Source organism: Variovorax sp. HJSM1_2 (assembly GCF_049316285.1).
Taxonomy (GTDB): domain Bacteria; phylum Pseudomonadota; class Gammaproteobacteria; order Burkholderiales; family Burkholderiaceae_C; genus Rhodoferax_B.
Genome location: NZ_JBMOXA010000003.1, coordinates 291,375 through 312,014, shown reverse-complemented (window position 1 = coordinate 312,014; position 20,640 = coordinate 291,375). Strand labels below are relative to the sequence as shown.

18 protein-coding genes are annotated in these 20,640 nt (G+C 60.2%); 6 read left to right on the top strand and 12 right to left on the bottom strand.

What is annotated here, in order from left to right:
• Window positions 1–201 precede the first annotated feature (201 nt).
• A complete protein-coding gene (locus tag ACFQ95_RS05550; protein ID WP_422829823.1) occupies window positions 202–2,412 on the top strand; it encodes a diguanylate cyclase domain-containing protein in 2,211 nt (736 codons plus the stop codon).
• A 68-nt stretch (window positions 2,413–2,480) separates the two neighbouring features.
• Here ACFQ95_RS05550 and ACFQ95_RS05545 read toward each other — a convergent pair whose 3' ends face one another.
• Entirely contained in the window at window positions 2,481–3,521 is a 1,041-nt protein-coding gene (locus ACFQ95_RS05545) for an ROK family protein (RefSeq protein WP_422829822.1), read from the bottom strand.
• Window positions 3,522–3,962: 441 nt separating this feature from the next.
• Here ACFQ95_RS05545 and ACFQ95_RS05540 point away from each other — a divergent pair, with 441 nt between their 5' ends.
• On the top strand, window positions 3,963–4,301 hold the full coding sequence (locus ACFQ95_RS05540; RefSeq protein ID WP_422829821.1) for a PRC-barrel domain-containing protein: 339 nt from the start codon (window positions 3,963–3,965) through the stop codon (window positions 4,299–4,301).
• 121 nt (window positions 4,302–4,422) lie between these two features.
• Here the strand turns inward: ACFQ95_RS05540 and ACFQ95_RS05535 are convergent, their stop codons facing one another.
• The 3 genes from ACFQ95_RS05535 to ACFQ95_RS05525 all read right to left on the bottom strand — a co-directional run bounded on the left by ACFQ95_RS05535 (window position 4,423) and on the right by ACFQ95_RS05525 (window position 6,945).
• Window positions 4,423–5,073, bottom strand: a complete 651-nt coding sequence (locus ACFQ95_RS05535; RefSeq protein WP_422829820.1) for a hypothetical protein — start codon at window positions 5,071–5,073, stop codon at window positions 4,423–4,425.
• The gene (locus tag ACFQ95_RS05530; RefSeq protein ID WP_422829819.1) at window positions 5,070–5,729 is read right to left on the bottom strand and encodes a hypothetical protein; all 660 of its coding nucleotides are present in this window, start codon (window positions 5,727–5,729) and stop codon (window positions 5,070–5,072) included. Before ACFQ95_RS05530 ends, ACFQ95_RS05535 begins: the two co-directional genes overlap by 4 nt.
• A gap of 82 nt (window positions 5,730–5,811) precedes the next feature.
• Entirely contained in the window at window positions 5,812–6,945 is a 1,134-nt protein-coding gene (locus ACFQ95_RS05525) for an AI-2E family transporter (RefSeq protein WP_422829818.1), read from the bottom strand.
• 262 nt (window positions 6,946–7,207) lie between these two features.
• Between ACFQ95_RS05525 and ACFQ95_RS05520 the strand changes: the two genes are divergently transcribed.
• Window positions 7,208–7,534 (top strand): potassium channel family protein, encoded by a 327-nt coding sequence (locus tag ACFQ95_RS05520; RefSeq protein WP_422829817.1) that lies wholly within the window; start codon window positions 7,208–7,210, stop codon window positions 7,532–7,534.
• A 254-nt stretch (window positions 7,535–7,788) separates the two neighbouring features.
• On the opposite strand, the gene ACFQ95_RS05515 is transcribed toward ACFQ95_RS05520, so the two are convergent.
• The gene (locus tag ACFQ95_RS05515) at window positions 7,789–8,778 is read right to left on the bottom strand and encodes an aliphatic sulfonate ABC transporter substrate-binding protein (RefSeq protein ID WP_422829816.1); all 990 of its coding nucleotides are present in this window, start codon (window positions 8,776–8,778) and stop codon (window positions 7,789–7,791) included.
• Between the two features lie 229 nt (window positions 8,779–9,007).
• On the opposite strand from ACFQ95_RS05515, the gene ACFQ95_RS05510 reads away from it, so the two are divergent.
• Genes ACFQ95_RS05510 through ACFQ95_RS05500 form a run of 3 tightly spaced genes read left to right on the top strand, consistent with a single transcriptional unit; the run spans window position 9,008 to window position 11,424 of the window.
• Window positions 9,008–9,853 (top strand): ABC transporter substrate-binding protein, encoded by an 846-nt coding sequence (locus ACFQ95_RS05510; RefSeq protein ID WP_422829815.1) that lies wholly within the window; start codon window positions 9,008–9,010, stop codon window positions 9,851–9,853.
• 39 nt (window positions 9,854–9,892) lie between these two features.
• Window positions 9,893–10,726: an amino acid ABC transporter permease gene (locus tag ACFQ95_RS05505; RefSeq protein ID WP_422829814.1), complete on the top strand. Its 834-nt coding sequence runs from the start codon at window positions 9,893–9,895 to the stop codon at window positions 10,724–10,726.
• Window positions 10,723–11,424 carry an amino acid ABC transporter permease gene (locus tag ACFQ95_RS05500; protein ID WP_422829813.1) on the top strand — a complete coding sequence of 234 codons (702 nt, stop codon included), beginning with the start codon at window positions 10,723–10,725 and terminating at the stop codon, window positions 11,422–11,424. The genes ACFQ95_RS05505 and ACFQ95_RS05500 overlap by 4 nt, the downstream gene beginning before the upstream one ends.
• Before the next feature lie 7 nt (window positions 11,425–11,431).
• Here the strand turns inward: ACFQ95_RS05500 and solA are convergent, their stop codons facing one another.
• From solA to ACFQ95_RS05465, 7 genes are all read right to left on the bottom strand, one after another.
• The gene (solA, locus tag ACFQ95_RS05495; RefSeq protein WP_422829812.1) at window positions 11,432–12,637 is read right to left on the bottom strand and encodes an N-methyl-L-tryptophan oxidase; all 1,206 of its coding nucleotides are present in this window, start codon (window positions 12,635–12,637) and stop codon (window positions 11,432–11,434) included.
• Window positions 12,638–12,699: 62 nt separating this feature from the next.
• A complete protein-coding gene (locus ACFQ95_RS05490; RefSeq protein ID WP_422829811.1) occupies window positions 12,700–13,590 on the bottom strand; it encodes an ABC transporter permease in 891 nt (296 codons plus the stop codon).
• Window positions 13,587–14,468, bottom strand: a complete 882-nt coding sequence (locus tag ACFQ95_RS05485; protein WP_422829810.1) for an ABC transporter ATP-binding protein — start codon at window positions 14,466–14,468, stop codon at window positions 13,587–13,589. The genes ACFQ95_RS05490 and ACFQ95_RS05485 overlap by 4 nt, the downstream gene beginning before the upstream one ends.
• A 2-nt stretch (window positions 14,469–14,470) precedes the next feature.
• Entirely contained in the window at window positions 14,471–15,481 is a 1,011-nt protein-coding gene (locus tag ACFQ95_RS05480; protein WP_422829809.1) for an ABC transporter substrate-binding protein, read from the bottom strand.
• Window positions 15,482–15,517: 36 nt separating this feature from the next.
• Window positions 15,518–16,411: a TauD/TfdA dioxygenase family protein gene (locus ACFQ95_RS05475; protein WP_422829808.1), complete on the bottom strand. Its 894-nt coding sequence runs from the start codon at window positions 16,409–16,411 to the stop codon at window positions 15,518–15,520.
• A 149-nt stretch (window positions 16,412–16,560) separates the two neighbouring features.
• Window positions 16,561–19,461 (bottom strand): PAS domain S-box protein, encoded by a 2,901-nt coding sequence (locus ACFQ95_RS05470; protein ID WP_422829807.1) that lies wholly within the window; start codon window positions 19,459–19,461, stop codon window positions 16,561–16,563.
• Between the two features lie 110 nt (window positions 19,462–19,571).
• Window positions 19,572–20,561 (bottom strand): tripartite tricarboxylate transporter substrate binding protein, encoded by a 990-nt coding sequence (locus ACFQ95_RS05465; RefSeq protein ID WP_422829806.1) that lies wholly within the window; start codon window positions 20,559–20,561, stop codon window positions 19,572–19,574.
• Between the last annotated feature and the right edge of the window lie 79 nt (window positions 20,562–20,640).

Genomic DNA, 20,640 nt, shown 5'->3' with positions numbered 1-20,640 from the left:
ACGAGCGATAAACCGCAGCCTTCGGTCGCAGTTTTATGCCGCTACCCAGCAGTGCAAGCATCTAACGCCCGAGACGGTGCCGAGGCAGGCAAAAAGAAGCAAGCTTAGCATCGCCACCAAAAAAACCGTCACATAGTTCGCCCTATGGTTTTACTTCTTGCCAGGCTTATGCTTGCGAGAAATGAATCGTTGAGGCGGCTTATGCCTTCGGACAATCTGCAGGCCCAGGTTGAACACGATGCTGGCAAGCAGCGTAAGCTGCTTCGCTTGGTCGTTTTATCCGATATTGCGGTGGCCATTCTTCTTGGCCTGCTGGTCTACTTGGTGCTGGGTGCCTCCAAACGCTCCTACGAAGACCAGGCAAAAGGGATTGCCGAAAGCATTGCCGCCATCACCCAACTGAGCATAGGCGCTGAACTGAGCCGCGCCGATGCTGTGATGCGAACCACCGTCGACGAAGTTCAACGCCTCAGGCCCGGCGTTGCTCCGGATGCCCTCATCAACCAAGTGCTGTTATCCCGTCTGAAACTGATGGGTGACCTGGAAGCCCTGCGTCTGGCAGATGCGTCAGCGTTGGTTCGCTGGGGAAACGAGCTGCCGCCGGGCGCACCAGTGGACATCTCCGACCGAGACTACTTTGTGCAAGCCAAAGCGCATGTGGGTGAGCAAAGCATTGTGGCCGGGCCTTTGCGATCCAGGGTTTCGGGAAACTGGGTCGTTGGATTTGCCCGGCCAATCCACGTGGATGGCATTTTTAACGGCGTTCTCTATGCAAGCCTGGGGACTCGGCATTTTGACGAGATGCTCAGCCGGTATGAAATTGACGAAGGTGATGCAATCTCGCTCCGAGGGGCCGATCAGCGACTGTTCGCACGCCATTCACCCGGCACACAAGGCAAGGCGGAAATAGGCAGCACCACTGCCTCCAATGAGCTGCTGCTCGCCACAAAAGTTAACCCCCGCAGCGGCGCATTTGTGTCAAAGGTTCTTTTTGACGGTGAGACCCGAACCACGGCCTACAGGGCCGTAGAGGGCTGGCCGTTTGTGGTGTACGTCGGGATCGGCCACAGGCGATTCTTTAAAGCTTGGGAACGGCAAGCATTGCAAATTTCTCTGCTGGCGGCGTTTAGTTGGACCTTGGTGGTCACTGCGACCTGGCTGTTGTACCGGGCCAGTACCCGAGAGGCTGAGGCCATGCGGGAAGCATTGCGCCATAGCCAGCGCACCGAGACCCTGTTGAGGGTCGCGGGTGAAGGAATTCACATCATCAATCACCAGGGTGTGCTAGTGGAAATGAGCGATTCCTTCGCGGAAATGCTGGGCACTACGCGTGACGACTTGATCGGCAAACATGTCTCGGAATGGGACGCCAACCAGAGCCGCGAACAGATCAATAACTGGCTGGTTTCGTTGAAGGACAGGGACAACCAACGGGTCGATGTGCAGCACCGCCGCAGTGACGGAAAAATCATTGATGTCGCACTTCAGGTCAGGGTCGCGGAGTTCGACGGCGAGGTGTTGATCTTTGGGTCGGGACGAGACGTCACAGAGGTTAGACGCTTGGCGAAAGAAAAGACTGCCATGCTGGAGAGCACGCTGGTGGGAATGGCCAAGGCAGAAGGCCGGGTCTTCACATGGACAAACCCCAGTTTCGACAAGCTGTTTGGTTATGCCCCCGGGGAGTTGGTCGGCCAATCCACACGTACCATCCATGTAGACGAGGCCAGCTTTGAGCGTGTTGGGCGAGAGGGCTATTCGCGACTGAGCGCAGGCACCCAATGCCGTACACAACTGCGTATGAAAAAGAAAAATGGCGACATGGTTTGGGTCGACCTTGGTGCCGTGCCACTGACCTCCATCCAAGTGCTTTTGATGGCGGTCGACGTAACGGCAGAAAAGTTGGCATATGAACAACTCTCGCATACCGCCTTTCATGACCCCCTCACCCAGTTACCGAATCGGCTGCTGCTCTCGGATCGCTTGAATCAGGCGTTGGCTGTTTCAGCACGAGACGGCACTCGTATTGCCGTTTGTTATCTGGACCTGGATGGATTCAAAGCCGTCAACGATGCCTACGGCCATGACGCCGGAGATCAACTGTTGAAAGAGGTCGCCGTGCGCTTGCTGGCCAGCCTACGCCCGTCCGACACTGCAGCGCGTATTGGCGGCGACGAATTTGTGTTGCTGCTGACGGCCGTGGTGGCAGACGAGTGGCGCGGCGTATTGGAACGTGTTGTCGCGGCGATTGAACAGCCAATTTCGCTGGCCGACGGAAACCAGGTGACAGTCAATGCAACCATAGGTGTCACACTGTCTGAGCCACACGAGACGGAGGCTGAGCTTCTGAGCCGAGCCGATCACCTCATGCTCGGGGGCAAACGCAGCGGCAAGGGGCGAACATTCTTGGGTTAGCTGCGGCATCCCCGATCGGGGGAGCACCGGCCGCACTGCCCACCTGAGCCCCCTCCTCCGGCCCATGTTCATCGGTTGGTGAAGCTTGCGTTGCCCAAGCCGGTGCCCACCGTCAGCACACCCCAGTGCTTCACGTCGCTAGAGAACGGTAACTCTGACAGGCCCTGCACCACCGCATCGTTGTGCAGCAATACGCGTGTAGCCGCCCCGTGGACCTTGGGCATCTTCTCGCGCAACGCGCTTGGCAGGTGGAAGCTGGGGCTTTCCCAGTCGCCGGGCAGGTTTTGCGTTCCGGCGGCGATCGCGCCGTCTCTCAGCACCTCGCCCGGACAAGACACACCTATGGACGGTGCCAGGTGGATGTCTTTGCGTTTTGCGTAGGTGGCCAGCTTCTCCAGCATCTCGACGATGCCGTCTAGGACATGGACACGATGGGTGGCGTCTTGATCCTTGGCATGGCTCCATTTTTCGCGCTCCACGACCTTGGCTTGCCGCAGGTCTTGCGACCTATCGTAGTTGGGCCGCACAATGCCGCAGCGCACGTTGGTGCCCCCAATGTCGACCGCCAGCATGGCGTCGAAATCACGCAGCAAGTGGTCTGGCATGAGATGCACCCAGCCTATCAGCCCACCCTCGTCGGCATGGTGCTGCAGCCTGCGCAGATTGATCCGCACTTTCTGCTGCTTCAGCAACTGGGTGGTGCGTTCCACGGCCAGCTTGCCTACCTCGCTCTGCTGGAAACCGCCTCCTATGATGATGCGCTCCACGCCGCGCCACTTCCTGTGCTTCAGAAATGCCTGCACCACATGGGCCAGTTGGTGTGCATAGTCTTCCACCGCCACGCGAATGATGTCGGCTGCGTCGCCGTCTTCGTTCAGCAGGTGATCAATGCCCTTCTTGCCGAGTTCTTGCGTAGCTGTGTCGCCCAGCGGGTCTTTGCCCCCGGCCATGCGCTTGAATTGTTTGCGCCAGGTGTCGAGCGTGTTGACGAATGCGGTTCGACTGGCGCGATCTCCCACAAAACTCACGCCATCTTTCTCGCGCAACGCCAGGCTGTAGCTGTTGATGCTCAGCGACTGAAGCTCCAGGCTGCCGTGTATATCAGCCAAGCGGAGTGGTTGGGGCGGCTTGGCTGGCATGGAATGCTTGGATGGTGGTGAGCAAGGCTTACATCCTGCCCTGCCCCAGCGCCGTCCCTAGCAGTCAAATGCGCATACTCTTGTCAGCCACGGCCGCAGTTGCCAAGTTGCCAGCCCGAAACTTCGCAGCCTGGCATGGCCGCGCCATCGCATCGGCATAGCAGCCGATCAAGCCCAGGGCGCCCGGCAGGCGTTGCCAAGCTAAGGAACCCCGGTTTGGGTTTTGTACCCTGGATTCAAAACGCAGGTGAGGTGAGCACCTTCAGGACAGTCAGCGGCGAGCATTGGTAAATCGGCTTAGGCCTACAGCAAAAAACTGCGGACGCTGATCGCTGAAGTACGCTGTCCCAAGGATAAATCTCCTTGTACAGGTCGGCGAAGCGTTGACGCCGAATTCATAGGAGCTTACTCATGAGCGGTAATCTTGTTATTTCTTCCTCCAAGGTCGAAGGCACGGCCGTCTATAACGGCAACGGTGAAAAGCTGGGGTCGATTGACGATCTGAAAATCGACAAACGCTCTGGCCTGGTGCGTTACGCCGTGCTGGAGTTCGGCGGCTTTCTCGGAATTGGCACCGACCGCTATCCCATTCCTTGGAAGTTGCTCACCTACGACACCAACCTGCAAGGCTATGTGGTGCCCATAGCCTTGCCCCAGCTTGAAAACGCGCCGCGCTATGTTGAAGGCCAGGCACCTGAATACTCCGACGACTATGGTCGCAAAATCGACGGACACTATGGCCTGGCGTGAGCTTAAAGCCTGAAGTTTCAGCCCTAATTCAGCCCTATTCAAGGGCAGCAGGCTGCAGTAGCGTCAGGACGTTTGCACGGCAAGCCTTGATGCTGGTCACAACAGCTGTTGTGGGCTGCGCTCAGAAAGTAATTCCTATAGAAGTCACGACGACTTGATTCTTCGATCCTGGACTGAACCAGAATCCGCCCAAGGTCACGCGCCCAAACATGAATTGGGCAAAAGGCCCACGCTGCGTGGTCGGCGTGTCCTCATATTTCCTTGTCCTTTGCGCGGCCAGTCCAACACGCAGCCAGTCGACCGGCTGAAACCCGAGTTCGCTCCATGTATAGATGTAGCTGTCGCTGTGGTTTCGGCGGTCACTGACATACTCCGACTCTATATACACATCGAGCCGCTTCCAACTCAGTGACGCCTCCAGGCCCGGCAAGAAAGCATTTGTCGTGCCCCATGCCCCGCCTAGAAGTGGTGTGATCTGCCAGCTCACCGTGCTCCCTCCGGAGAAGGTCCAGCCTATGAACGCGGAACTTGTCCCAATGGATTCGTAGTTGTGTCGCGCCTCAAGGTGCAAGGCCCCCCTGTCGGCGACGGCAATGGCCGAGGTGTAATTTCCGCCACCACGGACAATGGTGGGATAGAGGGTCGCACCGAACCCCCAGCTTGCGGCCTGGTCGCCAGAAGCTGGGGTTGCAGCCCCGTCATCCCCGCTGGCCAGCACCTCTCCCGCCGCCATGGAGGCCAGAACCAGGCAGATCACTTGTGCGCTTTTCATCCGCCGAGCACATTGATGGCGACGACAAGAAGGGTTCCGAGCGCAGTCATGATCAGCCCCGCCTTCCACCCGCCATATCCGGCATAACGGCCAAAGGCCATGCCACCCAAAAAAAGCATGATCAAAGCGATCAGCCGTGAAAGGCTCTTGGCCGTTGCGACATCCTGCATCAGTGCAAACGGAAGTACCACTGGAAAAGTGGCAATCACCACCAGAAGAAAAATTCCTCCAGCCGCACGTAAATCACCCCACATCAGTTTGGGCCGTGCCGGCACATCCTGCCGCTCGACAACACGTTTGCGAATAGCTTCAAGCTCTGCCTCATGTATCAGGCCAGTAGCGCCACGCGACAAAGAGCGTTCCAGCAGTTCACAACCCATTTTGGGGGTTGCGGCTGCACGCACGGAATGGACCAAGCTCAAGGTTCTGCCTCTATCGACAATGGTACGCACAAGGTACATGACGGCATCGACCAAACCCCAGGCCAGGTTGCAACCTAGGGCCGCAATAAACATCTCCTGGATCTCCGCGCGGCCTGAATCGGCGACAGAAATCGCGCCAACAAAACTGAGCGCCATCAAAAGGCCGAAGAGAAGTTCAGAGATCCGGTCTATGGGACTGAGTACTGGCTCGCGGGATATTTCAGGAGTAGTCATCTTGGTCAGTTGCTTCTGTGTGAGCAGATTGCTTCACTGTGGACGTGTGATTGTTGTTTGACGGACTCAATGCAAGCCAGCGCTACTCCACCAAACCCAAAGCAGGCGCTACTTTCTCGGTTGGCGTTTCGTAGGGGTCGTTCGCCACCCACCACATAAAGGTCTGATAACCCAAGGCCAGCAGTGTGGCTCCAATAAACATGCCTAGAATGCCGGCGCTCGCCAGTCCCCCCAGGGCGCCAATCAGGATGATGGGCATGGGGGCATCCACCCCTCTTCCCAGCAACAAGGGCTTCAACACGTTGTCCAGCATGCCCGCGAGAAACAGCAAAATTGAGTAGACGACAGCGCCAACGGTTTCATGGCTGCCACCTATCCATAGATAAGCGATGGCGGGCAAGGTGATCACCAAGGCAGGAATCTGGGCTACCCCCAGTACAAGCAAAACCATGGCCAGCAAGCCTGCGAAAGGTATTGCCGCAAGCATCATGACGATGCCTATCGCGATGGCCTGAATAAAGGCAACGCCAAGCACACCCATGGCCACGGCTCGAATCGTTGCGGTCGTCAAATTCGCAAACTCGGCCCCTCTTTGGTCGCCCACAATACGTCCGAAGATGGTTTTGGTGCTGGCGCTGCCGGAGTGTCCAAAAGCCATGACGATGCCCGCCACGATGAAAGCCGCTAGAAAAAGCAGCACCGTGCCCGCCAGACCGGCGACCATTTCCAGGGCCTGCACCGCAAGACTCTGCAATTGCGGCTGAAGCTTTTGCAGTATGACGGGAAGATCGGTATGGGCCATTGTCCAAAAGGCATGAGCCTTCTGACCTACGATGGGCCATGTGGCCAGCTCCGCGGGGGGCGCAGGTATTTGAAACGTGCCGCCTTGTACATGGTCCACGAGGCCGTGAACCGAAGCGCCCATGGACGTCAACAGCAAGGCCATGGGGGCAACGATCAGCACTGTGCCTCCGAGCACAAGAATAGTGGCGGCCAGCCCTTGTTTGCCACCCAGCCGCCGGGCGAGCTTTTGGTGAGCTGGAAAAAGTGTCACGGCCAAGATCAATGCCCAGGTCATCAAGGAGATGAAAGGCGCAAAGATGCGATAACAGAGTGCAGTCAATGTGAAAACCAGCCCGGCTCGGATAAGAACATCCATGAGCCGGCTCGACCTGCGCTTTTCCAGACTGATGTCGATGTCACGGGGCGTATTCATCTTCTAAGCTCCTGAGTTTTAGGGGTTAGAGCCGACTTCATATTGACCAGTGCGTGAGCTCGTTCTGAGAAGCTCGGTGTTCCTAGCGACAGGCCGGTGCTGCTGAATTGGCTCAGTCGCTTCGATGGGGTCTGATGTTGCTGTATAAATCGCTTACAAGCAATCCCATCCTCCAATTGGCGCGGTTTGCAAGCAACATTTGATGTTGTCAGCCGTCCGGACCCCGGCCTAGACCCAACGAACACATACGGATCAAGCGCATATGGATCAACGCGTTTTACGACGAAGCTTCGTGGCCGGACTCGTCAAAGGTTTGAGCGTGGTTTGGCCCATTCTGTCGGCCCTTCTCGCGCTGATCGTTGCACTCGGCGTGGCCACGGGCTTGGCCGAGGGCTGGTCCTTGCCGGAGTCGGTCTACTTTTCTTTTGTCACGGGCTTGACGATAGGCTACGGCGATTACGCCCCCAAGACACTCATCGGTCGTGCACTTGCCATCGGTATCGGCCTATGCGGGATCTTGGTCTTGGCGCTGGCCTCGGCCATTGGCGTGAGGGCCATGACAGAAGCTCATGAACGTGACGAGAACTAAGCTGATGCTCAGTATGCATTGCGCCTGAATTGCCCCAGATCCAGGTGCACAGCTGCCACACTCAAAACTGTTGATTCAAGACTGGGCCCACATAGTCTGCACTCACACCATGGGGGCCGCGCCCGAACATCGGTTTTTGGCCAATTGCGCCCCTTAGGCGCAAAGCCCTCCCTGCCCGGGCCAAACAGCGCCAAACAACAAGGTATTTGTGGCTGGTTTTCAGGCGCCTGGCGGCCAGCGCATTGTGCGTCCGATCAGAGCAGGTTGAGATTGAGGAATGCGTCTTTGACTTGGATAGGCTTGGGGATCAGCTTGAGCTGCGCAAACACATCGGCCAGGCCTTGCTGCTCTGCGGCGATATCGGCGGTGGGTGAGACCACGCCGTACTGGCGGCGCTCGGTGGCCAAGGCCAGCACCTTGGGCTCAACCTTCAACTGAGGCGATAACAGGGCCACGACTTCCTTTGGGTTGTCCTGGGCCCATTGATTGGCCTTTTTCAACTCAGCGAAGACGGTCTTCAGCGTGTCTTGATTGGCACGCGCGTAACCCGGCTGCGCAAAGTGATAGGTGCGGTTGCCGCTTAATCCTGTGCCGTCAAACAACAAGCGTGAATCAGTGGCAATCTGCGCACCGGCCAGGAACGGATCCCACAAGCCTATGGCGGCCACACTGCCGGATTGGTAGGCCGCCACAGTGTCCGAGGCGGTCAGAATGTAGACTGGCTCGATGTCTTCGTATGTCAGCCCGACACTTTGCAAGGCCTTGATCAGCACGTATTGTGTGTTGTAGCCGCGCCCCGTCACCACGCGTTTTCCCTTCAGGTCGCGCACGGTTTTGATGCTCGAGTCCTTGGGCACCAAAAAGCCCACACCGCCGGGATAAGGGCTCTCCGCCGCCAGATAGACCAGGCCCTTGCCGCTGGCCTGTTGAAAGACGCCAATGCCATCCGAGGCGTGGCCAAAATCGATGGCGTTGGCCGCCAGGGCTTCCGCCAACTGGCTGCCGCCGAGAAACTCGTTCCACTCGACCTTGATGTCTTTTTCGGCCAGTGCCTTCTCCAGGTTGCCTGTGCCTTTGAGGATGTTGAGGGTGTTGAATTTCTGGTAGCCGATGCGTATGGTTTTGGACGCGGTTTGCGCCAACACGGTTCCCCAGGCCAGCGTTGCTGCAGCACCTGCAGTGGCTTGGATCAGATGGCGGCGGCTCAGCAATGCATGCGTCTTGGAGGCGAGTTTTTGCGTCATATCAGGTGTTCGGTGTGAGGGAGACGCAGCACAGCAGAAGCACTGCGCTGCAAACATCAAAGCCTGAAGCTTAGGCATGGCCGCGACCTTTCGCCAAGGCGCTTTAACGCATGTTGATATGCGGAATATGCGCCATCAGCAAACGCATAAGCAAAGACGATTCGCTTCCTTGGTGCGGGCCGTCGCCACCACTAAAGTCGCCGCCTTCACCAACGTCGCGAGGACTTCAATGAAAACAAGAAATACTTTTGCCCGCCCCTTTGGGGTTGCCAGCCTGGCCATCATTGCCAGCCTGTCACTGGGTCAAGCTGCTTGGGCAGACCGATTGGACGACATCAAAAACGCGGGTGTGCTGCGTGTTGCGGCGTTTGACGGGAACCCGCCGTTTGGCTACATCGATGCCACCAGCAAAAAACAAGTCGGCCACGACATCGATCTGGCCACAGAGTTCGCCAAAAGTCTGGGTGTGAAACTGGAAATCACCCCCACCAACCCGGCCAACCGCATTCCGCTGCTCACCTCGGGCAAGGTAGACGTGGTGTTCGCCAGCTTCACCATCACCGACGAGCGCGCCAAGGTGGTTGACTTCAGCACGCCCTACTTCCTGGTGGGCCAGCAGTTTCTGGCGCGCAAGGGGCTTTTGAAAGATGCCTCGCAAATCAAGGACCTGCGCATAGGCACTGAAAAAGGTACAACCATGGAAAGCAACTTGCGAAACAACTACCCCGACGTAAAGGTGGTGCTGTACGACGACTCGCCATTTGCGCTGGCCGCGCTGCGCAACGGCAACGTGCAGGCCATCACCAACGACGGTGTGAAGCTCACCGCCCAGTGGGGCACGCTGCCTGACAAGGAAAAGTACGAAATTCCGCCCATCACCGTGTCCAAGGAATATCTGGGTGCAGCCGTGCCCAAGGGCGAAGCCCGCCTGCTGGGCGCGCTGAACACCTGGCTGGGTGAAATTGAGCGCAATGGCCGCGCCGTGGCCATTTACGACAGCTGGTTCGGCCCTGCCAGCAAGGCGCCGCTGCCGCGCCTGCTGAAAATTGGCGACCCCAAAGTTGCCGCTAACTAAAGTTAGGTTCGAGCCAACGTATGCCTTGCTGCCCCCCGCATGAGTTGGCTTGACGGTTTTGCTGCCTGGCGCGAGCAGCTACTCGCGCACAAATACCTGGGCTGGCTGTTCGACGGCTGGCTGGTCACGCTCTGGGCCGCGGTGCTGGTGATCGCCGCGTCGACCGTGCTGGGTCTGCTGTTTGCGGTGCTGCGCAGCAGCCCCAGCAGGCCGTTGCGCTGCGGCGCCAAGGCCTATATCTCTTTGTTTCGCAACACGCCGCTTCTGGTGCAACTGTTCTTCTGGTACTTCGGCGCGCCTAGCCTGCTGCCCGAGGTCGCGCGTGAGTGGCTCTACACCAGCCACGTCTGGCCGCTATTCGGCGGGCTGGTCAGCTTGCGTTGGCCGTCCTTCGAGTTCAGCACCGCCATCCTCGGCCTGGTGCTCTACGCCACGGCTTACGTAGGCGAAGAAATACGTTCGGGCATTCGCGGTGTGGCACAGGCCCAAAGCCACGCCGCCAGTGCCTTGGGCATGACGCGCTGGCAGGTGATGCGCTTTGTGGTGCTGCCGCAGGCGCTGCGTATCACGCTGTCGCCACTGATGGGCCAATACATGAACATCGTCAAGAACACCTCGCTGACCATGGCCGTAGGTTTGGTCGAACTGTCTTACACCTCGCGCCAGGTCGAGGCCGACACCTTCAAGACCTTCCAGGCCTTTGGCATCGCCACGCTGTTGTATGTGGCCACCATCGCGGCCATGGAAGTCTTGTCGGCCTGGCTCGCTGGCCGGGCGCGCCTGGCAAAAGCTTCAACCAGCACACCAGTTGCGGAAAGCGCCGGGCAGGCCCCTCAGCGGGTGAACCCAGCGCCGCTGCCACACGCACCATGAACAGCAGCGAAAGTGTGTTGGCCGTCTTGCTGGACAGCCTGCCCTATCTTTTGTGGGGCGCCTACCCGCAAGGCCCGCTAGGCGGTGCGGCGCTCACGGTGCTGCTAAGCGTGGCTTCGGCCTTGGCTTCGGCGCTGCTTGGCCTGGCAGGCGGCATAGGCCTGGCCCTGCTGCAAGGCCGAGTGAAAACACTGCTGATGCTGGTACTGGGCTTCTTTCGCGCCATACCGGTGCTGATGTTGATTTTCTGGACCTATTTTCTGCTGCCGTATGCGCTGGGCATCAGTGTGCCGGGCGTGTTGTCGGTGATGTGCGCGCTGTCGCTGGTCGGCGGCGCCTATATGGCGCATGCGGTGCACGCCGGCATCTCGGGCATAGGCCAGGGGCAGTGGGCGGCCGGTCTGTCGCTCGGGCTCACACACACCGAGACACTGCGCCACGTGGTGCTGCCGCAAGCGCTGCGCATCATGGCGCCGTCTTTCGTCAACCAATGGGTCACCCTGATCAAGGACAGTTCGCTGGCCTACATCGTGGGCGTGAACGAGCTGTCGTTTGTGGCCGCGCAGGTGAACGCGCGCACCATGGTCTACCCGGCGGAAATCTTCATGCTGATTGGCGCCATCTACTGGCTGCTGTGCCTGGGCTTGGAGCACACGGTGCGGGGCGCGGCACAACGTCTGGCGGGGCAGCCAGGCTGAGTACAGCTTAGGCCAGCCGGTGCTCAGCAAAGGCCGACAGATCGATCGCATCCGGCAAACCCAGCACCCGCCGAGCCAGCACTTCACCGATTGCAGCCGAATGTTTAAAGCCGTGGCCCGAGCAAGGCGAGGCCAGGTGCACGCCTTGCCAACCGGCCAGCCGGTCGATCACAAAGCCGTGGTCGGGCGTCACCGTGTAGAGGCAGGCGTGTGCCTCGGTACAACGGGCTTGCGACACATTGAAATGCGGGCTGACCAAACGGGCCAGGGCCGCATCGATCTCGTCGGGCGAAACCACCCGGTCTATGGTGGCCGGCGTGGTGCTGGTCTGGTATTGGGCCGTGGCTACCTTGAGCGCCGGTGTGCCCGGCCCGGCGGCCGGAAAGCCATAAAAGCTGCTGCCGGCTTCGTCGCCCAGCGTCCAGATGAAAACCGGGAAGTTCTCTGGTGCGAACGACGGCGTGGCCGCGCCCACATCAAACCAGTACATCACCTGACGGTAGACGTTGAAGCTTTGCGCCAGCGCAGGTTTGTCTATGCTGTCGCGCAGCAACTGCTGCAGCCACGGGCCGGCCGTTAACACCACCTGCTCGGCGCGGTAGGTGCCGCGCGAGGTGCTCACCAATACGCTATCGCCGTCCTGGACCAAATCGGTCACGGTTTCCTGCAGGTGCGCTGTGGCACCCAAGACCTGGGCCTGCTGCAACTGCGCGCCTATCGCCACTTCGGGGCGCACAAAACCGGCATCGCGCTCCCAATAGGCGAACTCGTCGCCGCGTAACTTGAACTGCGGGTAACGGCGGCGCAGGTCGGCTGTGTCAAGCACCTCATGCACGATGTTGTTGCGCTGCGCGATGTCTATGGTGTTGCGCACAAAATCGCCACTCTTGTCGGCACGCACGGCGGGTGCATCACGCGGGCCCAACACCAGGCCGTGGGTGCGGGTGTAGATCGATTGGCCGGTGGCGGCCTCGAGCTCGGCCCAGATCTCGTGTGCGCGCTGCACCAGCGGCACATAGGCATCGCCCTCACCCACCGCCAACCGGGTAATGCGGGTTTGGCCATGGGACGAGCCCAGTGTGTGCGGTGGCGAAAACTGGTCCAGCCCCAGCACACGCGCGCCACGTTTGGCCAGTTGGTACAAGGTGGCCGCGCCCATGGCGCCCAGGCCTATGACGATGGCGTCAAAGTGCGGGATTTTTTGCTGGGTCATGCAATGTGTTGGATGCTTGGAGATTTGGTGGAAATGAAATCAGCAGGTGCAGAGCAAGCGCATCAGCGTTGCTGCCCCCACTTGCGTACGGTAAGCCGCTCCAGTGTGGCAAAGCCCAGGCTTTCGACCAACAGGCCGATCAACACCACCATCACCAAGCCGGCGAATACACGGTCGGTGTAGAGCTCGTTGCGGTTCTGGAAAATGTACCAGCCCAAACCACCCTTGCCCGAGGCGGCGCCAAACACCAGCTCGGCCGCAATCAGGGTGCGCCAGGCAAAAGCCCAGCCGATTTTCAGGCCCGACAAAATCGCCGGCAGCGCGGCTGGCACCAGGATTTGCACCACGTAGGGAATGCCGCGCAAACCATAGTTGCGCCCCGCCATGCGCAGGGTTTCGGGCACACCCTGGAAGCCTGCGTAGGTGTTCAAAGCCAGCGGCCACAACACCGAGTGAATCAACACAAACACCAGGCTGCCGCGGCCCAGGCCAAACCACAGCAGGGCCAATGGCAACAGCGCAATCGCGGGCAGTGGATTGAACATCGCGGTGAGCGTGGCCAGCAGATCGCGCCCCAGTTGGCTGGATACCGCCAGCGTGGTCAAGGCAAACGCCAGCAGCACACCCGCCACATAACCCTGCAGCAACACCCCGACCGAGATCAACACCTTGTCGACCAACTCGCCCGAGGCCAGGCCTTCGACCAAGGCCAGCATGGTGGCGGAGAACGTGGGCAGCAGCAGGTCGTTGTTTTGCCAGCGTGCAGCCAGTTCCCACAACAGCGCCAACACCGCCAGAATCAGCCCTTTGCGCAGCCAGTCTTGCGCCCACAAGCGAGTGGCCAGAGGCAGGGCGCGCTCCACAGGCACGGCAGTGAAGGCTTCGAGGCGGCGTTCGTATTCCGCACGCACCGGAGGTGTCACGGGCGTCGATGGTTGCAGCACTCGGCTCATGGCGACAGCGCCTCTTCTTCAAACAACAAATGATGGATACGCTGCGCGGTGGCCTGAAACTCGGCACCGCCCAGGCTGCCGAGGTGAAAATCGTGGCTGTTGATCTCGGCGCGCATACGCCCGGGGTGCGGCGACAACAAGGCAATGCGGTTGCCCACCACCAGCGCTTCTTCAATCGAATGGGTGACGAACAGCAGCGTGAAACGCACCTCCTCCCACAACTCCAGCAACTCTTGCTGCATCTTGCGGCGGGTGAGCGCGTCTAGCGCGGCAAAGGGTTCGTCCATCAGCAGAATACGCGGCTGCATCGCCAGCGCACGCGCAATCGCCACGCGTTGTTTCATGCCGCCCGACAACTGGTGCGGGTGCACGTTGGCAAATTTTTCCAGGCCCACTTTCGCCAGGTAATGCCGCGCGCGTTCTGCGGCCTCCTTGCGCCCCAGTGTGTTGGATGCCAGCAGCGGAAACATCACGTTCTGCAGCACCGTTTTCCAGGGCGGCAACTGGTCAAACTCCTGGAACACCACAATGCGGTCTGGCCCCGGCGCGCTGACACGCTGGCCAGCGAGACGGATCTCACCCTCCACCGGCGCAATGAATCCGCCCACGGCCTTCAGCAGTGTGGATTTGCCGCAGCCCGATGGGCCCAGCAGCACAAAACGATCGGCCGCGTACAGATCAAAACTGACCTGGTGGGTGGCACGCACCACACGCTCGGCGGTGCGGTACTCCAGCGACACACCAGCCACCTCCAGCAGCGCCTGGGATGCCACCGGTGCCGCCACGCCAGTATTCACGGCCGATACACGCTCGGGCGCGGGCCGCGCATCGCTGGCAAAGCCTTGCCGCAAGGCCACATCGGGCACCGCCAAAGCCATGCTCAGTTGCCACCCGCGTTGTGTGCGTCGGCGAAGAAATAGTCTTTCGCCGAAGCTGGTTTGTTCTTGATGGCGCCCACACGGTGCATGAACTCGGCCAAGGCGTAGGTATTCTGCGGCGAGGTCTTGAACTGCACTTCGGGGTTCTTGATGATCTTCAGCAGCAGATCGCGATCAGTCTTGGCGTTGCTCACCTTCAGATAGATGTCGGCTGCCTTCTCAGGGTTGGCCGCAACAAACTGCGCCGCTTCGTTCAAGGCATCGACAAAGGCTTTGTAGGTCTTGGGGTTCTCGGTGCGCCACTTGTCGGTGGCATACAACACGGTGGCCGAAGACGGGCCGCCCAACACGTCATAAGAGTTCAGGATGATGCGCGCCTGCGGGTTGCCCGCAAGCTCTTGTTCCTGGAACGGCGGGTTGCCAAAGTGCGCCGTGATCTCGGTGCCGCCCTTGATGATGGCCGCTGCGGCATCCGGGTGTGGCAGGGCCACGCTGATCTTGTCGAGCTTGTTGAACTCCTTGTCACCCCACAGCTTGGCGGACGCAAACTGCAGCACACGCGACTGCACCGACACGCCCACCGCTGGCAGCGCGATGCGGTCTTTGTCGGTCAAATCGGCAATGCTTTTGACGCTGGGATTGTTGCTGACCAAGTAGTAAGGAAAGTTGCCCAAGGAGGCCACACCCTTCACGTCTTGCCGGCCCTTGGTACGGTCCCAGATGGTCAGCAGTGGCCCAACACCGGCACCGGCGATCTCGATGTTGCCCGACAGCAGTGCGTCGTTCACGGCCGAGCCACCCGACAGTTGCACCCATTCGACCTTGGCCTCCACACCTGCGGCCTTGGCGTGTTTTTCAATCAGCTTTTGCTCTTGGGCCACGTTCAACAGCAGGTAAACGATGCCGAACTGCTGCGCGATGCGGATCTGGCCTTCGGCTTGGGCGGCCAGGCTGGCCAGAGCCAAACCCAGGCCGGCCACGAGGGCTGTGGCTTTACGCTTGAATGGAGACATGGAAGTGTGCTTTCTCGGAGGTTTTAAAAACGGTTTTCAAAATGGCGTATCGCCCTGAATGGTGGTACGAAAGAGTTTGCGACGCAGGTGGTCCGGCGTGCCAGCCGCCAGGTGCATCAGCGAGCGGTTGTCCCAGAACACCAGGTCGTGCGGCTTCCACCGGTGGCGGTAAATGAACTCGGGCTTGACGCTGTGCGCAAACAGTTCGGCCAGCAAGGCATCGCCCTCTTCCTTGGGCAGGCCGACGATGCGCGTGGTGAAGTGTTCGCTGACAAACAGCGCCTTGCGGCCGGTTTCCGGATGTGTGCGCACCACCGGCTGCACCGCAGGCGCCACCTTGTCGATCTGCGCTTGCGACAGCTTGGGCCGCCACGGGTTCTTGGCGCGCAGTTCCTCGTATTTGGCCAGGTAGCTGTGCTCGGCCTTGAGCGGCAAGATGCGTTGCTGCAACGCGGGGCTCAGCGCCTCCCAGGCCAGATGCTGGTCGGCAAACAGTGTGTCGCCACCCTCGCTGGGCAGCTCTTGCGCATGCAGCAGCGAGCCCAGGCTGGGCTGGTGTTTGTAGGAGATGTCGGAGTGCCAATACACACCCGCGTCGCCCAGACCAATCGGTTCGTTGTTCTCTTTGATGTTCGAGACGATCAAGATTTCGGGATGGCCTGCCAGGTGAAACTGGTGCAACACATGGATTTCCAGCGGGCCAAAGCGGCGGCTGAAATCAATCTGTGCGGCGGGCGAAACGTCCTGGTCGCGGAACACCAGCACATGGTGATCGAGGTGCGCACGGTGGATGCGCGCAAAGTCGGCGTTGTTGATCGGTTTGGCGATGTCGAGCCCGAGGACTTCCGCCCCCACCGGGGCATTGAATGGGCGAATCTCGAAAGCTTGCGATGGGGGCGCGGGGGTCGCGTTCTCTACGGCGGTGGTCATTCGTGTGTCTTCTTACGATGTGGCGCAGCGACAGGCGCCCTGCATGAGCCGAATGTAGAAGCAGCTCGTCAGACAAGGAACGAATGATTTGTTGCTTGTTTATGAGCAAAACATCTGAAGATCTGGAAAATCAACCTCAAGCGCCGCTCTCAACCTCCGGCACGGCGCCCACGCCCGGCCTGCTTGGCACGGTAAAGCATGGCATCTGCGCGCGCCACCAGGTCGGCAAGACTGCCCGCCGCGTTGGCGCTGAAGGCCACACCCACACTCGCCCCGAGCAACAGGCGCAAGGCGCCAATCTCAAAAGGCATGTGGGCGGCCGCCACCACCTTGTCGGCCACGGCACCGGCGTTGGCCTCCTCGCGCACCCCCGCCAAGACGATGGCGAACTCGTCGCCACCCAATCTGGCCACCGCATCACTAGGCCGCACCAGCGCACTCAGGCGCTTGGCAAAGATCTGCAACACCTGGTCACCCACGGGGTGGCCATGCTGGTCGTTCACCGGCTTGAAGTGGTCCAGATCGATGTACAGCAAGGCAAGCGCGTTGTGGCTGCCGGGCCGTGTCTGGTGCGCCATGTAGCTCTCAAAGCCGGCACGGTTCAGCAGGCCGGTCAACACGTCTTTCTGGCTCAGCTGCAGCAGGCGCTCTTCCTCGGTTTTGTGCTGGGTGATGTCTTGGCCAATCTGCACAAAACCGTCTACCGTGCCATCCTCATGCCACAGCGGGACAAAGCTGATGGCCAGGTGCGACTGCGTGCTGCGCCCCGGGTAAACCTTTTCAAAGTTCACCGTCTCGCCAGCCATCACGCGCTCAATCCACTCGCGGCTGCGTTCGTACTCCACTCGCCCCGCCACCTCGACCATGGTACGGCCCACAATCATGTCCCTGGAGGTGCCTATCCAGCGCTCGAAGCCGCCATTCACGAAGCGGTAGCGCCGGTCAGCGCCCACCACACCCACAATCGCCGGAATGGCTTCGGTGACCGATTTCAGGGTGGCGGTTTGCCGTTGCAGCAGTCTTCTGGCTTCCATCTCGGAAGAAATGTCGCGTATGACCGCAGAGTAGCGGTCGATGCGTCCATCCTGGTCCTTGTGCGCAATCACCATGTGGCTTACCGGTAGTTCACGCCCGCCCTCGGCGAGTATGGTGGTGTCGCCAATCCAGCTACCGTGCTGCTTCACGGCCGGGCGAATGGTCTCCATGAACAGGCGGTTCGTGGCAGCGGTGTTGAATTCTGAAAAACTGCGCCCGGCCAGCCGCGCATCGCAGGACAAACCCACCACACGGCGCGCAGCCGGGTTCATGTAAGTCAGCTCCCCCTGATAGCTCGACTGCACCACGAAGTCGGGTGTGGTGTCAAAAATCGCAATCAATTCATGCAAGGCGCGCTCGCCGGCCTTGCGCTCGGTGATGTCAATTCCGGTGGAGTAGAAGCCGCGCACCGTGCCGTTCTCAGCCACGTCGGGCACCATGCGGCTTTCTATGCGGCGCAATTGGCCGTCGACCATGTCGTCGTATTCAAACTGTTGAAATTCACCTGCCAACGCCGCCGTGAGGCGCGGCTCTATCACGCCGTCCGTCGAGGTTTTCCTCAGCTCATTGCGCGTGCGTCCTATGATCTCGTCACGCGTCGCCCCCAGGCGTTGGCAGTGGGCCTTGTTGACGAACTGAAAACGCCGCTGCGCATCGACGTAGGCAATACGAATGGGCAAACCATCGGTCACGTGGTGCACAAAGCGCTCACTCTCGGTCAACTTGCGCTCCAGGTGCTTACGCTCGGTGATGTCTTGAAAAGCGCCAAACAGCCGGGTGGGCTTTCCATCCTCATACTCTGCTTCGCCAACGGCACGCACCCAGATTTGCCGACCACGTGCGGTGATCAGCGGCAACTCCAGGTCCCAGGGCGCGCCGTCCCGGATGCCGCGCTCCACCGCCTCGTGCATGTTCGCCTGTGCATCCGGCGCGTAAAACGCTATAGCACTCGCCATGCTCGGCTCGAAGTCCTCTGCCACTTCATGGATGCGGCGGGTCTGCTCTGACCAGATCACCTGCTCGGTGGCCAGGTTCACCTCCCAGCCTCCCACGCCGGCCACACGGCCGGTTCTATGCAGCAAGTCCTGGCTCGCACGTAGCGCGTCTTCCACACGTTTGCGGTCGGTGAAGTCGCGCCCCACCGAATGCAACAGAATTTCCCCGTCGGGTGTGTGCTGCAGGCTGTTGGTCCAGGCCACCCAACGCACCCGGCCGTCCGGGCCACGCATGCCGTTCTCGCTGGTGCGGCGTTCACCGGTGGCGAACACTTCGCTGATCAGGTTCCTGACATTCTCCTGCGATGCTGCATCCACTTCATCGAAGAGATTGCGCCCCGCCACATCGTTTGCGGCAAACTGAAACTGGCGCGCGTAAGCCGGGTTGACGTACACCAGATCGCCATTTCTGCGGGCCAGCGAAACCAGTTCCGACTGGTGCTCGATCAGCGTGCGATGCCGCTCTTCACTGCGCGACAGGGCTTTCTCATATTCCGAGCGTATCGACAGCGTCTTGTGTATCAGGTCGCGGCGCATCTCCAGCGCCTGGGTCGTCATCTTCGCCAGGGTGCTCAGCATCTCCCGCTGCTGCGTCGTCAACTGCCGTGGTGTACGGTCGATGACACACAGGGTGCCGACGCGTTCCCCGCTGGCCAGGGCCAGGGGTGCCCCAGCATAAAAGCGGATGTCGGGTGCACCGGTGACCAGCGGGTTTTCTGCAAACCGGCCGTCCAACGTGGCATCGGGCACGTAGAACAAGGCGTCGCTCTGGATGGCGTGGGCGCAAAAAGCCACGTCTCTAGGGGTTTCATTAACACCCGGCAGCCCGACATTGGCCTTGAACCATTGCCGTTCTTCGTCAATCAGACTGAGCAAGGCAATGGGTGCGCCGCAAATCGATGAAGCCAGCCGGGCGAATTCGTCAAACAGCGGCTCGGGCTCGCTGTCCAGGACCACCAGGTCGCGCAGCCGGGCCAAGCGTGAAGATTCAAGCGATGAAGCCAATGGGGTGTCAAGCATTGGAAACCTCTTTGAATGGGCTTACAGCAACTGTAAACCGAACAAAGAAGCTGTGCACGTAAGTCTGTACGTGCTTGTGGGCCTTCGCAGGCCCACTTGACCCTCAATCGTCAGCGCAGCGAAATACCAGCGGTCTTGATCGCCAGTGCGTATTTGGGCTGCTCGGTGCGCAAGCTGGCGGCCAGATCCGCAGGCTTGCCACCCGCGACCTTGAAGCCCATGTCTTCCAGCTTGGCATGCACATCTGGTGCCTTCAGCACGGTCTGGATGTCGCGGTTGATCTTTTCCACAATCGCCGCAGGCGTGCCGGCCGGCGCAAAGTAGCCCTGCCAACTCTCCACTGAAAAACCAGGCAAGCCAGCCTCGGCCATGGTGGGCACATCGGGCAAGGCAGGCGAGCGGTAAGGCGTGGTCACGGCCAGTGCACGCAGCTTGCCGGAACGCACGTATTCCGTCACTGCCGCCAGGGTGATGAGGGTGGCGTCGGTATGGCCACCCAGCACGTCCAGCGTGGCCGGACCACCACCGGGGTAGGGAATGTAGTTGACCTTGGCGCCGGTTTCCTGCGCAATGATTTCATGCGCCACGTGGGCAATGCCACCGTTGCCGGGCAAGCCCAGGCTGATGCTCTCGGGCTTGGCCTTGGCGCGCGCCAGATAGTCGGCAAAACTGGTGATGCCGGTGGCCGGGTTGACCACCAGGATTTGCGGGTTCACCACGGCCTTGATCACTGGCGCAAAGGCCTTGGAGTCGTAAGGCAGTTCACGGAACAGAATGGCGTTGAGCGTCAAACCCTCGCCCTGCTGCAGCAGGGTGTAGCCATCGGGTGTGGCCTTGGCCACCTTGGCCGCGCCAATGGTGCCGCTGGCACCGGCAATGTTTTCCACCACCACCGACTGGCCCCACAACTGGCTCAGTTTGTCGGCCAGCGTGCGTGTAAGTTTGTCGGCGCTGCCGCCAGCGGCCACCGGCACCACGATGCGCACCGGCTTGCTCGGGAAGTGATGGTCCTCGCCTGCGGCATGGGCCAATGTTGTGTGTAGACCGGCAACGGCCAAGGAGGCTGCGACGCTGGCGCGCAAAAGAAAACGTTTGTTCATGGGGGAGTCGCAGGCTGCGCCCGGGGCAAAGTCAAAAGATGGCTGGACTCTAGGCAGGCGGCCCAGGCGCGTGAACTAA

Excerpts from the sequence above, each read along its gene's own strand:
- ACFQ95_RS05550 (WP_422829823.1), top strand. The coding sequence starts at position 202 with ATGCCTTCGGACAATCTGCAGGCCCAGGTTGAACACGATGCTGGCAAG.
- ACFQ95_RS05540 (WP_422829821.1), top strand. The coding sequence starts at position 3,963 with ATGAGCGGTAATCTTGTTATTTCTTCCTCCAAGGTCGAAGGCACGGCC.
- ACFQ95_RS05535 (WP_422829820.1), bottom strand. The coding sequence starts at position 5,073 with ATGAAAAGCGCACAAGTGATCTGCCTGGTTCTGGCCTCCATGGCGGCG.
- ACFQ95_RS05530 (WP_422829819.1), bottom strand. The coding sequence starts at position 5,729 with ATGACTACTCCTGAAATATCCCGCGAGCCAGTACTCAGTCCCATAGAC.
- ACFQ95_RS05525 (WP_422829818.1), bottom strand. The coding sequence starts at position 6,945 with ATGAATACGCCCCGTGACATCGACATCAGTCTGGAAAAGCGCAGGTCG.
- ACFQ95_RS05520 (WP_422829817.1), top strand. The coding sequence starts at position 7,208 with ATGGATCAACGCGTTTTACGACGAAGCTTCGTGGCCGGACTCGTCAAA.
- ACFQ95_RS05515 (WP_422829816.1), bottom strand. The coding sequence starts at position 8,778 with ATGACGCAAAAACTCGCCTCCAAGACGCATGCATTGCTGAGCCGCCGC.
- ACFQ95_RS05510 (WP_422829815.1), top strand. The coding sequence starts at position 9,008 with ATGAAAACAAGAAATACTTTTGCCCGCCCCTTTGGGGTTGCCAGCCTG.
- ACFQ95_RS05505 (WP_422829814.1), top strand. The coding sequence starts at position 9,893 with ATGAGTTGGCTTGACGGTTTTGCTGCCTGGCGCGAGCAGCTACTCGCG.
- ACFQ95_RS05500 (WP_422829813.1), top strand. The coding sequence starts at position 10,723 with ATGAACAGCAGCGAAAGTGTGTTGGCCGTCTTGCTGGACAGCCTGCCC.
- solA (WP_422829812.1), bottom strand. The coding sequence starts at position 12,637 with ATGACCCAGCAAAAAATCCCGCACTTTGACGCCATCGTCATAGGCCTG.
- ACFQ95_RS05490 (WP_422829811.1), bottom strand. The coding sequence starts at position 13,590 with ATGAGCCGAGTGCTGCAACCATCGACGCCCGTGACACCTCCGGTGCGT.
- ACFQ95_RS05485 (WP_422829810.1), bottom strand. The coding sequence starts at position 14,468 with ATGGCTTTGGCGGTGCCCGATGTGGCCTTGCGGCAAGGCTTTGCCAGC.
- ACFQ95_RS05480 (WP_422829809.1), bottom strand. The coding sequence starts at position 15,481 with ATGTCTCCATTCAAGCGTAAAGCCACAGCCCTCGTGGCCGGCCTGGGT.
- ACFQ95_RS05475 (WP_422829808.1), bottom strand. The coding sequence starts at position 16,411 with ATGACCACCGCCGTAGAGAACGCGACCCCCGCGCCCCCATCGCAAGCT.
- ACFQ95_RS05470 (WP_422829807.1), bottom strand. The coding sequence starts at position 19,461 with ATGCTTGACACCCCATTGGCTTCATCGCTTGAATCTTCACGCTTGGCC.
- ACFQ95_RS05465 (WP_422829806.1), bottom strand. The coding sequence starts at position 20,561 with ATGAACAAACGTTTTCTTTTGCGCGCCAGCGTCGCAGCCTCCTTGGCC.